Below are 13,852 nucleotides of genomic sequence, written 5' to 3'. Positions count from 1 at the left end.
GAGGGGTGGACCTTTCTCATTAGTCCGGTGTGAGCATTAGTCCGGTGTGAGCACCGCCAACAACGCACCGGCCTCCACCTGGGCGCCGGCCTCTACCTTCAGATCGGTGACCACGCCGCTCGTGGGTGCGTGCACGGCGTGTTCGAGCTTCATCGCCTCGACGGTGAGCAGCAGGTCGCCGGCGGCCACCCGCTGGCCCGGCACCACCAGGACGCGCGACACCGCCCCGGGCAGCGGCGCGGTGAGCGTGCCCTCGGCCGTCTCGGCGCCCGGCAAGGGGAATCGGGGAAGCTCGGTCAGCTCGACCGAGCCCTCGGCGGAGTCCACATAGGACACGTCGCCGACCCGGTCGACGTCGAACGTGTAGCGCACGCCGGCGACGTCGAGCACCACGCGAGACGGCGTCGCCGAGACGATCGCGACGTCCGGGGCGCCGTCGAGGTCGGGGGTGTCGCCGGGCAGGCCGACATCGTCGCGTTCCACGGCGCGCACCGTCCAGCCGGTGAGCGCGCCGGTGCGGTCGAGCCGGTACGCGACCTCGAACGTGCCGCTCGGCGCCTCGAACGCGACGGTACGCGGTGCCGACGGCATGTTGCGCCAGCCGGCCGGCAGCGCCGCCAGTGGCGAGGACTCCCGTCGCGAGGCCGACCCCGCGAGCGCGGCGGCGAGGCAGCACAGGCGCAGACAGTCCACTGAGGACAGCAGGGGCGCGAACACCTCGGGGTGGCCGTCGAGGAAGCCGGTGTCGAGGTCACCGGCCACAAAGGACGGATGCCGCAGCACCCGCACGAGCAGGTCCCGGTTCGTGCCGACGCCGTGGATGCGCGCCCGCGCCAGCGCGGTGGCGAGCTGCCGGGTGGCCTCGTACCGGGTCGGCGCCCAGGAGATGAGCTTGGCGAGCATGGGGTCGTAGTGGACGCCCACCACCGACCCGGCCACCACGCCGGAGTCCAGGCGCAGCCCGGGCGTGAGCATCGGGCCGAACTCCTTGTCGGCACCGGGGATGTCGAACCGGTGCAGGGTGCCGGTGCGGGGCAGCCAGGCGCACGTCGGGTCCTCGGCGTAGAGGCGCGCCTCGACGGCGTGTCCGCGCAGGGGCGGCGGACCCGCGTACGGCAGCGTGCCGCCCTCGGCGACGAGCAGCTGCAGCCGCACGAGGTCGATGCCGACGACCAGCTCGGTGACCGGGTGCTCGACCTGCAGGCGGGTGTTCATTTCGAGGAACCAGAAGCGCGAGTCGGGCTCGACCACGAACTCGACGGTCCCGGCGCCGATGTATCCCACCGCGCGGGCGGTGGTCACGGCCGCGGAGCACAGCTTCTCCCGCAGGGCGGGGTCCACGAAGGGAGACGGCGTCTCCTCGATGATCTTCTGGTGCCGCCGCTGGATCGAGCACTCCCGCTCGCCGAGCGACACGACGTTGCCGTGCGAGTCGGCGATGATCTGCACCTCGATGTGGCGGGCCCGTTCCACGTACCGCTCGCAGAACACGGTCCCGTCGCCGAAGGCCGACTCGGCCTCGCGCCGGGCCGACGCGACCGCGTCCGCCAGAAGGGACGCGTCGCGGACCAGACGCATGCCGCGGCCGCCGCCCCCGGCGGACGCCTTCACCAGCACCGGGTAAGACTCGACGTCGAGCGGGTCGTTCCAGGTGGGCAGCGTCGGCACGCCGGCGTCGGCGACGAGCTGCTTGGCCTCGACCTTCGAGCCCATCACGTCGATCACCTTGGGCGGCGGGCCGACCCACACCAGTCCCGCGTCGAGCACCGCCTGCGCGAAGCCGCCGTTCTCCGACAGGAACCCGTAGCCCGGGTGAACCGCGTCGGCGCCGGCCCGGCGGGCGGCGTCGACGAGCAGGTCGCCGCGGAGGTAGGTCTCGGTGGGGGAGTTACCGGGCAGGTGAACGGCGTAGTCGGCCTCCGCGACGTAAGGTGCGTCGGCATCGGCGTCGGAGTGGACCGCCACGGTCTCCACCCCGACCGCCCGGCACGTGACGATGATGCGGCGGGCGATCTCGCCACGGTTCGCCACCAGCAGCCGTCGGATCATGCTCTGTGGACCTCACCTGTCTCTGGGAGCATCACATTCGGAAAACGCCGAAGGGCGGCCGGCCGCCGTCGTGCGCGCGGCCGCGATCACGGCCGCGGTCGTCGTTGGAATTGTCCACAATGGACAGACAGAGGCCCAGGATCGTGCGCGTGTCGCGCGGGTCGATCACCCCATCGTCGTAGAGCCGGCCGGAGAGGAACAGCGCCGCCGACTCCGCCTCGATCTTCTGCTCGACCATCGCCCGCATGGCCGCGTCCTCGTCCTCGTTGTAGACGCGGCCCTTGTTCTCGGCCGCCTGCCGCGCCACGATCGACAGCACCCCGGCGAGCTGGGTCGGACCCATCACCGCCGACTTCGCGTTCGGCCACGCGAAGAGGAACCGGGGATCGTAGGCCCGGCCGCACATCCCGTAGTTGCCGGCGCCGTACGAGGCGCCGATGTTGAGCGTCAGGTGCGGCACCGTCGAGTTCGACACCGCGTTGATCATCAGGGCGCCGTGCTTGATGATGCCGTTCTGCTCGTACTCGCTGCCCACCATGTAGCCGGTGGTGTTCTGCAGGAACAGCAACGGCGTCCGCGAGGAGTTCGCCAGTTGGATGAACTGCGCCGCCTTCTGCGCCTCGGCGGAGAACAACACGCCGCGGGCGTTCGCCAGCACGCCCACCGGGTGCCCGTGGATCGAGCCCCAACCGGTGACCAAAGCCGTGCCGTACAAGGGCTTGAACTCGTCGAACTCACTGCCGTCGAGCACCCGGGCCAGGACCTCGCGCGGGTCGAACGGCACGCGCTGATCGGCCGACGGGATGGCGAGGAGGTCGTCGATCGGGAACTTCGGCTCCATGCCGCCGGGAACGGCCGGCTGCCGCCAACGGGTCCGGGCGACGCAGGAGCGCGCGAGGCGGATGGCGTCGCGCTCGTCCTCGGCGACGAAGTCGGCCAGTCCGCTGCGGGTGCCGTGCATGGTGGCACCGCCGAGCGTCTCGTCGTCGACGGTCTCGCCGGTGGCCATCTTCACCAGTGGCGGACCGGCGAGGAACACCTTGGCCTGTTCGCGCACGAAGATGGTGTAGTCGCTCATCCCCGGCACGTAGGCGCCACCGGCGGTGGCGTTGCCGAACACCACGGCGACCGTCGGGATGCCCTCGGCCGACAGGCGGGTCAGGTCGCGGAAGCCGGCGCCGCCCGGGATGAAGATCTCCGCCTGGGTCGGCAGGTCGGCCCCACCCGACTCCACCAGGTTGATCATCGGCATCCGGTTGATGCGCGCGATCGCGTGCGCCCGCTGGGTCTTTTTCAACGTGTACGGGTTCACCGAGCCGCCGCGCACGGTCGGGTCGTTGGCCACGATCACGCACGCCACGCCCTCGACCAGCCCGATGCCGGTCACCAGGCTCGCGCCGACGGTGTACTCGGTGCCCCAGGCCGCGTACGGGGCCAGCTCCAGGAACGGGCTCTCCGGATCGAGCAGCAGGTCGACGCGTTCGCGGGCGAGCAGCTTGCCGCGCGCGTGATGGCGGGCCACGTACCGCTCGCCGCCACCGGCCCGCGCCTGTTCCGCCGCGGCGTCGAGCTCGGCCAGCCGTTCGAGCATCGCGGCGCGGTTGTCGGCGTACGCCGACGAGCGCGGGTCGAGCGAGGTCTCCAGTGCCACCATGCCTAGACCCCCAGGTGCCTAGCGATGATCTCGTTCATGATCTCCGTCGTACCGCCGCCAATGCCCATGATCCGGGCGTCCCGGTAGTGCCTCTCCACCTCGGCGTCGCGCAGGTAACCGAATCCGCCGTGCAACTGGACCGCCTCGTCCACGACGAAGTCGCAGGCGTCGACCGCGGTGTTCTTTGCCATCGCCACCTCGCTAACGAGCGGCTCACCCATCTCGACACGCGCCGCCACGCTCTGTACAAACGTGCGAGCCACCTCCGTGCGGCGGGCCATCTCGGCGAGCCGGTGCCGCACCACCTGGCGGCTCGCCAGCGGCCGCCCGAACGTCTCCCGCTGCCGGGTGTACGCGAGCGTGAGGTCGAGGCAGCGCCGCGCGGTGGCGACCGCCTGGATCGCCAACGACAGGCGCTCACTGGTGAAATGCCGCATGATCTGGAGGAAACCGGTGCCGGGCGCGCCGACCAGGTTTCCCGCCGGTACGTGAACGTCCGAATAGGACAGTTCGGCGGTGTCGGAGCAGTGCCACCCCATCTTGTCGAGCCGCCGGGTCACCCGGAAGCCGGGGGAGTCGGTGTCGACGACGAGCAACGAGACGCCCTCGTGTCCCGGTCCGCCGGTGCGGGCGGCGGTGACCACGAAGTCGGCCCGCGCGCCGCTGGTGATGTAGGTCTTGTTGCCGTTCACCAGGTATCCGCCGTCGACCGCCGTCGCGGTCGTCCGCAGCGACGCCACATCCGAGCCGCCGTCGGGTTCGGTCACGGCGAGCGAGCCGATCTTCTCGCCGGCGAGCGTCGGTCGCACGTACCGGTCGATCAGCGCGGGGTCGCCCGCCTCGACGATGTGCGGCACCGCGATTCCCAGCGTGAACAGCGCCGCGATCAGGCCCGACGAGCCACCGGCGAGGATCACCTCCTCGCTGACCGCGAGCGAGTCGAGCAGCGTTCCGCCGCCGCCACCAACGGATTCCGGGAACGCGACGCCGAGCAGCCCCACCTTCGCCGCGGACAGGTGCAGCGACCGCGGCACCTCGCCGGCCCGCTCCCAGCCGGCGAGGTGGGGAACGATCTCGCGCTCGGTGAACCGGCGCGTCAGGTCCCGCAGCTCTTTCACGACACCAACCTCACGGGAATCTCGACCAGCTTCGCCCGCAGGAGCTCACCGAGCGCCTTCGCCTGCGGGTCGAACCGCGTCGATGCCGCGACACCGCCGGCTCCCAGCAGGCCGCGCAGCACGAAGTTCACCGCGCGCAGGTTCGGCAGGTCGTAGCGCTCGACCGGCACCGCGGCCGCCTCCGGCAGCAACGCCTTCAGCTTCCCGACCGTGAGAAACCCTTGCAGCCACTCGTATCCGGCGTCGTCGCGCGCCCACACGCCGAGGTTCGCGTCGGCGCCCTTGTCTCCCGAGCGGGCACCGGCCACGGCGCCCAGCGGCGTGCGCGCGGTCGGTTCCCGTCGCGGCGTCGTCTGCGGTTGCGGCGGTGCCTCCGGCGCGAGGTCCGTCGTGGTTTCTGCCGGTGGCGGGACCGGGACGCGCGTGCCGTCGGGAAGGACAGCCGTGTGGGTGACGTCCTCCTGCGGGACGGCGTACGCCTCGAACACTCCGTACGGCGCCGCGTCACCGGGTGGCCCGAGCATCGTCAGGCCCGGGTACGACGCCAGTGCCAACTCGACGGCCGCCGCCGAGAACGCGCGCCCGGCCCGCTTGGCGTCGGTGTCCTTCAGGTGGACGTGCAGCAGCGCGCTGCCCGACTCCGTGTCGGCCGGGTCGGGGTGGTCGGTGCGGGCGAGCCGGAACTCCAGCCCGTCCTTGCCCACCGCGCTCGTGAGCTGGTCCCGCACGAGCTGTGCCTTGTCCTCGATGGACAGTCCACACAGGACGAACGTGACGCTGTTACGGAACCCGCCGAGCGTGCTCACGCCCACCTTCAGGGTCGGCGGCGGAAGGCTGCCCCGGACCCCGCTGATGCGCACGCGGTCTGGCCCGTCGGCGTCGAGCCGCACCGTGTCGAGGTGCGCGACCACGTCGGGGCCGCGGTAGGCGGGACTGTCCACTTCGTACAGCAGCTGCGCGGTGACCGTCTCGACCGTGACCGCGCCGCCGGTGCCCGGATGCTTGGTGATGACGCTCGACCCGTCGGCTTCGACCTCCGCGATCGGGAAGCCCGGCCTCCTGCCGCCGTCGGGCAGCTCGGTGAAGAACGGGTAGTTGCCACCGGTCGCCTGTGCGCCGCATTCGATGACGTGGCCTGCCACCGTGGCACCGGCCAGCGCGTCGAGGTCGTCGCGGGTCCACCCGAAGTGGGCGATCGCCGGACCGATCACCAGCGACGCGTCGGTGACCCGACCGGTCACCACGACGTCGGCACCGGCCCGGATGCACTCGGCGATGCCGAACGCCCCCAGGTACGCGTTGGCGGTCAACGCGTGGCGCGGGACCGCCGGGTGCGCGCGTACGTCGTCCCCCTCGACCGTCGCCACGCGGATGTCGCGGCCCAGCCTGGCAGCGAGCCCGAGCTTCTCCGCGAGCGCGCGCACGGCGGACGCCAGCCCCGTGGGGTTCACCCCGCCGGCGTTGGTGACGAGCGTGACCCCGCGGTCGACCGCGGTGGCGAGGCAGCCGTCGAGCTGGCGCAGGAACGTCTTCGCGTAGCCGAGGTCGGGGTTCTTCGCGAGGTCGCGGCCGAGGATCAGCATGGTGAGCTCGGCCAGGTAGTCGCCGGTGAGGACGTCGAGGTCGCCGCCCTCGAGCATCTCCTGCCACGCGCTGAAGCGGTCGCCGTAGAAGCCCGACGCGTTGCCGATCCTCATCGTTTCACCCCGGGTGGGCCGGCGAACGCCTGCGCCACCTCGAGCCACTCGGTGGCGACGGCACCGGTCGCCTTGACGGCCAGGTCGTCGGGGTTGCGCCGCTGCGTGACCAGCAGGCAGAAGTCCAGCGCCGGCCCGGTGATCTGCTCCTCCGCGTCGTCGGGGCCGAACGTCCACAGTGAACCATCCGGTGTGGACAGTTCGACCCGGAACGGAACCGTCGGTACCGGGCGGCCGTGCGCCGCGAACCCGTAGCCGATGGTGCGGTAGCCCAGGTGCGCGACGTGCCGCAGCCGCGGCGTGAAGCCCCGCTCGATTCCCACCGTGTCGGCGACGTCGAGCCCGTGCGCCCACGTCTCCATGAGCCGGGCCGTCGCCATCGACGTCGGTGACATCGAGGTTCCGAACCAGGCCACCTTCGACGCGGTGGTGGCCGCCAGCGCGGTGGCGAGGTCGGCGCGCCCCTGCCGCCAGCGGTACAGCAGCTCCTGCGGCACGGCCAGGAAGCTCTCGGTTGCGCGGTCGACGAGGCTCCCCGTGTCGGTGCCGGCCGCGGCGAGCTGGGCGTGGAACGCGTCGGGGTCGGTCACGGCCGTCAGGGCGATCCAGTCGGTCCAGGCGAGGTGCGCGATCTGGTGCGCGATGGTCCAGCCGGGCGCGGGGGTGGGCCGGCTGAAGTCGGCGGCGGGCAGGGCGGCCACGGTCCGGTCGAGGTCGGCGGACTCGGCGGCGAGATCGGCGAGCACCCGGGTGAGGGTGGGGTCGGGCACGGCGTCTCCTAGCGGTTCAGGATGGTGGCGAGCTGGTCCTTCCAGGCGGCGAGCAGCGCTGTGCGGCGGGCGGAGTCGTCGGTGAGCAGGTTCGCCACGCCGAGGCCCCGCAGCAGGTCGAGCGTCGCCTGCACAGCTTCCCGTACTCCGGGTGTCGACTCGTCGGCGTCGAGCAGGTCGACGGCGAGGCGGTGCATCTCCCGTCCGACCTTGGCCTCCAGCGGGATCAGCGCCGCCCGCAGCTCCGGATCGGTGCGGGCCGCCACCCACACCTCCAGCGCCGCGACGAACAGCGGGCCGGTGAAGCTCGCGGCCAGCATGTCGAGCACCCGGTCGTGCCGGTCGTGCCCGGCGAGCCCACCGAGCGCGGCCGCCTCGACCCGCAGCTCGGCCGCCCGAAGCTCGGCGAGGTGCTCGACGGCGGCCAATACCAGCGACGCCCGCGTGGGGTAGTGGTGCAGCTGCGCGCCCCGCGACACCCCGGCCCGGTCGGCGATGACGGTGGTCGTGGCGCCGGACCACCCGAACTCCACGAGGCATTCGACGGTGGCGGACAGGAGACGCTGCTGCGTGAGCCGGCTCCGTTCCTGCTGCGGCGCACGGCTGATGGTCACGCCGTCCAGCGTGGCGCCTGACAAACAATCAGTCAAGCCTGACTGTTTCCGGGTGGCGGGGGAGGTGGAGCGCGGCGCGGCCGGCGGCAGGGCAGGGCAGGCGGACTGTGGCGTGCGGCGGGCAGGGTGGGCGGACCCTGTGGCGTGCGGCGGGCAGGGGCTTCGCGGCGGGCGCGGGCGGCGCGGAGTGGTGTGCGGCCCATACCGGTGGGCGGGGTGGGGTGGCTGGCGCGGGAGGCCGCGGGCGGCGTGCGGTAGCTGGGAGCGGGAGACCGCGGGCAGGGCGGGTGCGGTGTCGAGTGCGGGTCCTCGGTGCGGATCCGGGAGGGGGTCCCGGGATCCGGCCCTCGGTGCCGGTCCCGGGTGCGGGTTACGTTATGCGCACTCGCCGGTGCTGATGGCGCTTGTCGCGTTCTTGCCCAGGTCGGCCACTCGTTGGGCCGCGGCGGCGGTTACGGCGAAGCCGGTTTCCTGGTCGTCGGCGGCGGCGGCGAAGATGACACCCAGCACGGTGCCGTCGGAGCTCATCAGGGGGCCGCCGGAGTTGCCGCTTCGTACGAGGGCCTTGATCGTGTAGACCTCGCGGGTCACCTGGCCGTTGTCGTAGATGTCGGGACCGGTGATGTTCCGGACCTCGCGGACCCGCGCCTCCTGGGCGTCGTAGGGACCGTCCAGCGGGTAGCCGAGCACCACGGCGTCGGCGCCGCTCGCTGCCTGCTTGGGCGCCCAGTTCAGCGGCGTGGCCTTCAGGCCGGGGACGTGGATGACCGCCAGGTCGCGTTCCGGGTCGTAGACGACCACCTTGCCGTTCCGGCTGCCGTCACCGACCTCGACCTTCACGGACTTGGTGCCGGCCACCACGTGGGCGTTGGTCATCACCCGCTCGTTGGCGTACACGAAACCGGTGCCCTCGATGCGCCGCGAACAGCTCTGCGCGTTGCCCAGCACCTTCAGCACCGAACCCTGCGAGTTCTTCACCACCGGCGAGTTCGCCAGGGCCGGGTTGGGGGCGGGCACCTCGCGCTCGCGGGTGGGCCCGAAGTTGTCGAACACCCGGGGGAACCCGCGCGTGTTCACGGTGTCCTGCAGGGCCTGCGACAGGGCGCGTGCCTGGCTCGGCATCGCCTTGTCGACGACCTTCAGGATGATCGAGTTGCTGACCGCCCGGGCCAGCCACGGCAGCGACGACTGGCTCAGCGGCGTCGCCACCAGCCAGATGACCAGCAGCACCGCGATCACCGAGACGACCGCGCCACCGGCGTCGTCGACGCGTTGGGCGCCGCGGTGCCGGATCGCGCCACGCAGGCGGGAGCCCAGGAAACCAGCGACGGCCTGGCCGAACACGGCCAGACCGAAGATCACGATGATCGACACGAGCACCCGTTTGGCGTCGGTGTCGAACCGGTCGGCGAGCAGTGGACCGAGCTGCAGCCCCACCAGCGCACCGCTGAAGAACCCGGCGAACGAGAGCAGGCCGACGACGAACCCCTGCCGATAGCCGTTGAAGGCGAATATCAGCAGCAGTCCGATGAGGACGAGATCGACCACGCTTCCGTTCACCTTGTCAGCGTAGTGGGACCGCGCTCGTGTCAGGCAGGTCCTCGATCCGGTCGGTGGGCCACGGCCGGGCCCAGCCGCCGAGTTCGAGCAGCGTCGACAGAACGCCGGCGGTGAATCCCCACACGAGCATCTCCCCGGCCTGGAACGCCGGACCGACGAACCCGCTCGAATGGCGGATCCGTAGGCGGTTGGCCGGATCCACCAGCTCGGCCAGCGGCACCCGCCGCACCGCCTCGACCTCCTCGAGCGCCACCGGCCGCACCGGATGCGGCTCGCGCCACCAGGCCAGCACCGGCGTGACGAGGAAGCCGCTCACCGGGATCCACAGCGTCGGCAACTCGGTGACCACCTCGACGGTGTCGGGATCCAGACCGACCTCCTCCGCCGCCTCACGCAGCGCCGTCGCCGCCGGGCCGTCGTCGTCGGGGTCGGAGGCGCCGCCGGGGAAGGCGGGTTGGCCCGCATGGCTGCGCATCGTGGCCGCGCGCTGCAGGATCAGCACGTCCGGGCCGTCGTGGTCGGTCTCTCCCAACAGGACCAGCACCGCGCTGGCCCGGCCGTCGGCGGGCGTCGGTAGGCGGGTCCAGGTGGTCGCGTCGGATTCGTGGACCCGCGTGAGCAGCGGCTCGAACCAGCCGGGCAGCTCGGTCATGCTGTGCCTCCGAGGTCGCGCGCAGGAGCGCGGCACAACCGCCTCCGCTTCGCTGCGGCGGTCATGCTGTGCCTCCGAGGTCGCGCGCAGGAGCGCGGCACAACCGCCTCCGCTTCGCTCCGGCGGTCATGCCGCCCCCAAGTGCTCGCGGGCCAGCCGTTCGAAGCCGGCCTCGTCGAGGGCGCCGGCACGGTGCGTGTACGCGACGGTGCCGTCGGCCGCGACGAACAGCGTGACGGGCAACGGCACCGACCCGAGCGCCTTGTGGAGCCTGCCGTCGCGGTCGTAGAGGTTCGGGAACCCGAGGCCCAGGTCCTCGATGATCGATCCGGCCGCCGACCGGGTGTCCTCCGTGGCGACGCCGACGACGAGGACGGTGCCGCGCTGGGCGAACGTGTTCAGCGCGGGCAGCTCCTTACGGCAGGGCGGGCACCAGGACCCCCACAGGTTGACCACCGCCGGGCGGCCGAGCGTCCGCAGCCGGGTCTCGCTGCCGCCGGTGAAGCAGGCCAGGGCAAGGTCGGGGACCTTCTCGCCGCCGGCGGTCCGGGCCGCCGGCGAAGCCGGGGCGGCCGGAGTGGCCGCCGGCACGCACGGGGCAGCGGTGCCCGAAGCCGCGGTAACGGAGGGCTCGGACGGTGCCCGTCCCCTCGAACAACCGGTGGTGACGACCAGGGTGAGCAGCGCGACCAGCGCAACCAACCTCACAGCGCGGGCTCCGCGACCACGCCTTCCGGAACGGGGGCGCCGGCGGCTTTCGCGAGCTCGGCGATGCGTGGGCCCTTGAGCAGCTTCGCGGCGAGAGCGGGGTCTTTCGGGCCGAGGCCGTACGACGGGCAGCTGCGGGTGATGGTGCAGGCGCCGCAGGCCGGCTTGCGGGCGTGGCAGACCCGGCGGCCGTGGAAGATGATGCGGTGGCTGAACATGGTCCAGTCGCGCTTCTCGATGAGCTGGGCGACGGCCATCTCGATCTTGACCGGGTCGGTCTCGGCGGTCCAGCCGAAGCGGTTGACCAGGCGCTGGAAGTGGGTGTCGACGGTGAGGCCGGGCACGCCGAACGCGTTGCCGAGGATGACGTTCGCGGTCTTGCGGCCGATGCCGGGCAGCGCGACCAGCGCCTCCATCGTGTTCGGCACGACACCGGCGTGCAGGTCGACCAGGGCCTGGCCGAGCTTCATCAACGAGTCGGTCTTCGCCCGGAAGAAGCCGAGCGGCTTGAGCAGGTCTTCCAGCTCGGCGCGGTCGGCCGCGGCGTAGTCGGCCGCGGTGCGGTAGCGGGCGAACAGCTTCGGGGTGGTCTCGTTGACCCGGACGTCGGTGGTCTGCGCGGACAGGAGCGTGGCCACCGCGAGTTCGAGGGCGTTCGTATGGTCGAGCTCGCAGTGGGCGTCGGGATGGGTCGCCGCGAGTTCCCGCGCCATGCGGCGGGCACGCCGCTTGAGGCCAAGCGAGGTCTCGGTCACGTCGCCAGACTACTGCGGGGGTGTGACGTCACTTCGGCGCGGTGATGGTGCCGTCGGCACCGATGGCGGGCCCGGTCTGGGCGAAGTCCTTCTTCGTGAGGTCGCTGATCGTGGTGATCGCCCGCTTGTTCGGGTCGGGACGCGGCACGCCCGGCGACACGATGTGCGTGGGGATCAGCGAGCCGCCGGCCCAGGTGCCGTCGGGGTTCAGGCTGACCTTGATCACCGCGGTGACGCCCAGGATGCCCTCGAACTTGAGCGCGCCGCCGTAGCCGACGAAGTTGCCCAGGCTGTAGGCGATCAGCCGGCCCTTGTAGAACTCCATGCCGCGCACCACGTGCGGACCGTGCCCGACCACCAGGTCGGCACCGGCGTCGACCACCGCGTGCGAGAACTTGACCGGGTCGCACCGGTTCTCGCCGACGTAGTTCTCGGTGCCGGGCTTCACCCGGGTCTTGTCGGACCCCTCGGCGCCCATGTGGACCTGCACCACCACGATGTCGGCCTGCGTGGACGCCTTCGTGATCAGCGCCGACGACTTCTCGACGTCGATGCACGAGTTCGACCACCGCTCGTACGGCGAGAACCCGACGACCGCCACCTTGACGCCCTTGACCTCGGTGACCGTGACCTGGTCGGGCCAGCCGGTGTACTTGATCTGGACGCCGTCGAGGGCCGCCTGGGTGTTCTTGTAGCCCTTGTCGCCGAAGTCGTACGCGTGGTTGTTGGCCAGCGAGACCAGGTGGGTGCCGGCGTCCTTCAGGTTCTGCACCGTGGCCGGCGGCGTACGGAACGCCACGCAGGAGGTGCTGTTGGCGCCGCACTTCGTGACACCGGTGTCGTCGGTGATGGTCTGCTCGAGGTTCATCATCTGGAAGTCGGCCTTGAGCAGCGGGGCGACCTGGTCGAACATGCCCTTGCCGTTGTTCGGCGCCAGCTTGTTGGGCGCCATGCCCATCACGACGTCGCCGGTGGCCGTCATCGAGATCGGCTCCTTCGCGGCCGCCGAGGAGGCGGGCGCGGCCGGGCCGGTGTTGTCGCCCGCGGTGGGCCCGTTGGGGGTCTCGTTGCCCTTGTCGTCGCCGGTGAGGAGCGTGGCCGCGGCGGCCGTTCCCGCTCCGAGCAGCAGCACCGCCAGGATCGTGATGATCAGCGTGGTGCGGTTGAGGCCGGACCGGCGGGGACGCGGCGGGGGCGGCGGCGCGGCGGCCGGCTGGTGGTTCCCGTACATCCCGGAGGTGGGGTCGGACGGGTGGCCGTAGGTCGGGCCCTGGTACGGACCCGGCGTGTCGTACCGGTCAGATTGGTAGCTTCCGGTAGATTCGGACGAACCGTACGACTGGTTGTTCCAGCCCGGGTCGTCGTCGTCCCGACGGCTTCCGTACACACTCATCGCGCGGACCGTCCCCTGCCGATTCGGGCCGGGGATACCTCCGAGCGCCCGGCCGTGACACTCGTCGCGACACTAGCGCACCTCCGCCACCGTCGTGCCCGCTGTTCGACGGATAGAGGACGCACTGCTGGGCGACGTTCGCTATCAGGCCCGTTATGCCTAAACTGATCTGGCGCGTTGCGCGCGGGATCCGAGGTGGGCGCGATGGATGAGGTACTGGCTCGTAGCGGCATCTTCCAGGGGGTAGATGCCGATGCCGCCGAGTCGTTGGCGAAGGAGTTGGAGTACGTCGAGGCCCGCAAGGGCGAGGTCGTCTTCAACGAGGGCGATCCCGGCGACAGCCTCTACATCGTGCTGTCCGGCAAGATCAAGTTAGGTCGCCGGGCGGCCGACGGACGCCAGAACCTCCTGGCCCTCACCGGGCCGAGCGACATGATCGGCGAGCTGTCGCTGTTCGATCCCGGTCCGCGAACCGCCACGGCGACGGCGGTCACCGACGCCCGGCTGGCCCGGCTGCGCAAGACCGCCCTGCGGCCGTGGCTCACCAACCGGCCCGAGATCGCCGAGCAGTTGCTGAGGGTGCTGGCCCGCAGGCTGCGCCGGACGAACGACACGCTGGCCGACCTGATCTTCACCGACGTCCCCGGCCGGGTCGCCAAGAACCTGCTGCAGATGGCCGGCCGCTTCGGCAACCGTGACGGTGGGGTGCTGCGCGTGACGCACGACCTCACCCAGGAGGAGCTGGCCCAGCTCGTGGGCGCGTCACGGGAGACGGTGAACAAGGCGCTGGCCGACTTCGCTTCGCGGGGATGGCTCCGGCTCGACGGCAAGTCCGTGATCATCCTGGACCCGGAGCGGTTGGCCCGGCGGGCCCGCGTCTAG

The 13,852-nt window shown here is 71.6% G+C and carries 12 protein-coding genes; 1 reads left to right on the top strand and 11 read right to left on the bottom strand.

The genetic code is table 11. From position 1 onward, the window contains the following. Positions 1-36 precede the first annotated feature (36 nt). The 11 genes from Voc01_RS47905 to Voc01_RS47855 all read right to left on the bottom strand — a co-directional run bounded on the left by Voc01_RS47905 (position 37) and on the right by Voc01_RS47855 (position 12,970). Complete coding sequence (locus Voc01_RS47905; RefSeq protein WP_203934467.1) at positions 37-2,049, bottom strand: ATP-binding protein; 2,013 nt, start codon at positions 2,047-2,049, stop codon at positions 37-39. A 31-nt stretch (positions 2,050-2,080) separates the two neighbouring features. Beyond that, positions 2,081-3,703, bottom strand: a complete 1,623-nt coding sequence (locus Voc01_RS47900) for an acyl-CoA carboxylase subunit beta (RefSeq protein WP_203934466.1) — start codon at positions 3,701-3,703, stop codon at positions 2,081-2,083. Between the two features lie 2 nt (positions 3,704-3,705). Further along, the gene (locus tag Voc01_RS47895) at positions 3,706-4,821 is read right to left on the bottom strand and encodes an acyl-CoA dehydrogenase family protein (protein ID WP_203934465.1); all 1,116 of its coding nucleotides are present in this window, start codon (positions 4,819-4,821) and stop codon (positions 3,706-3,708) included. After that, entirely contained in the window at positions 4,818-6,518 is a 1,701-nt protein-coding gene (locus Voc01_RS47890) for an acyclic terpene utilization AtuA family protein (RefSeq protein WP_203934464.1), read from the bottom strand. The genes Voc01_RS47895 and Voc01_RS47890 overlap by 4 nt, the downstream gene beginning before the upstream one ends. Next, positions 6,515-7,288, bottom strand: a complete 774-nt coding sequence (locus tag Voc01_RS47885) for a TIGR03084 family metal-binding protein (RefSeq protein ID WP_203934463.1) — start codon at positions 7,286-7,288, stop codon at positions 6,515-6,517. The genes Voc01_RS47890 and Voc01_RS47885 overlap by 4 nt, the downstream gene beginning before the upstream one ends. A gap of 8 nt (positions 7,289-7,296) precedes the next feature. Then, positions 7,297-7,902 (bottom strand): TetR/AcrR family transcriptional regulator, encoded by a 606-nt coding sequence (locus tag Voc01_RS47880; RefSeq protein ID WP_373873968.1) that lies wholly within the window; start codon positions 7,900-7,902, stop codon positions 7,297-7,299. 375 nt (positions 7,903-8,277) lie between these two features. Further along, positions 8,278-9,462, bottom strand: coding sequence for a MarP family serine protease (locus tag Voc01_RS47875; protein WP_239161025.1), 1,185 nt, complete (start codon positions 9,460-9,462; stop codon positions 8,278-8,280). A gap of 4 nt (positions 9,463-9,466) precedes the next feature. Next, positions 9,467-10,114, bottom strand: a complete 648-nt coding sequence (locus Voc01_RS47870; RefSeq protein WP_203934462.1) for an NUDIX hydrolase — start codon at positions 10,112-10,114, stop codon at positions 9,467-9,469. Between the two features lie 126 nt (positions 10,115-10,240). Beyond that, positions 10,241-10,822: a TlpA family protein disulfide reductase gene (locus Voc01_RS47865; RefSeq protein WP_203934461.1), complete on the bottom strand. Its 582-nt coding sequence runs from the start codon at positions 10,820-10,822 to the stop codon at positions 10,241-10,243. Further along, positions 10,819-11,577 (bottom strand): endonuclease III, encoded by a 759-nt coding sequence (gene nth, locus Voc01_RS47860; protein WP_275423834.1) that lies wholly within the window; start codon positions 11,575-11,577, stop codon positions 10,819-10,821. Before nth ends, Voc01_RS47865 begins: the two co-directional genes overlap by 4 nt. Positions 11,578-11,605: 28 nt before the next feature. Further along, positions 11,606-12,970 carry a CapA family protein gene (locus Voc01_RS47855; protein ID WP_239161024.1) on the bottom strand — a complete coding sequence of 455 codons (1,365 nt, stop codon included), beginning with the start codon at positions 12,968-12,970 and terminating at the stop codon, positions 11,606-11,608. A 204-nt stretch (positions 12,971-13,174) separates the two neighbouring features. On the opposite strand from Voc01_RS47855, the gene Voc01_RS47850 reads away from it, so the two are divergent. Then, on the top strand, positions 13,175-13,852 hold the full coding sequence (locus tag Voc01_RS47850) for a Crp/Fnr family transcriptional regulator (RefSeq protein WP_203934460.1): 678 nt from the start codon (positions 13,175-13,177) through the stop codon (positions 13,850-13,852).

Source organism: Virgisporangium ochraceum, from assembly GCF_016863655.1.
Classification (GTDB): Bacteria; Actinomycetota; Actinomycetes; order Mycobacteriales; family Micromonosporaceae; genus Virgisporangium; species Virgisporangium ochraceum.
Note: the sequence above shows the minus strand (reverse complement) of the source record. Positions and strands in the feature narration are given on the sequence as shown.

Excerpts from the sequence above, each read along its gene's own strand:
- Voc01_RS47905 (WP_203934467.1), bottom strand. The coding sequence starts at position 2,049 with ATGATCCGACGGCTGCTGGTGGCGAACCGTGGCGAGATCGCCCGCCGC.
- Voc01_RS47900 (WP_203934466.1), bottom strand. The coding sequence starts at position 3,703 with ATGGTGGCACTGGAGACCTCGCTCGACCCGCGCTCGTCGGCGTACGCC.
- Voc01_RS47890 (WP_203934464.1), bottom strand. The coding sequence starts at position 6,518 with ATGAGGATCGGCAACGCGTCGGGCTTCTACGGCGACCGCTTCAGCGCG.
- Voc01_RS47870 (WP_203934462.1), bottom strand. The coding sequence starts at position 10,114 with ATGACCGAGCTGCCCGGCTGGTTCGAGCCGCTGCTCACGCGGGTCCAC.
- Voc01_RS47855 (WP_239161024.1), bottom strand. The coding sequence starts at position 12,970 with ATGAGTGTGTACGGAAGCCGTCGGGACGACGACGACCCGGGCTGGAAC.
- Voc01_RS47850 (WP_203934460.1), top strand. The coding sequence starts at position 13,175 with ATGGATGAGGTACTGGCTCGTAGCGGCATCTTCCAGGGGGTAGATGCC.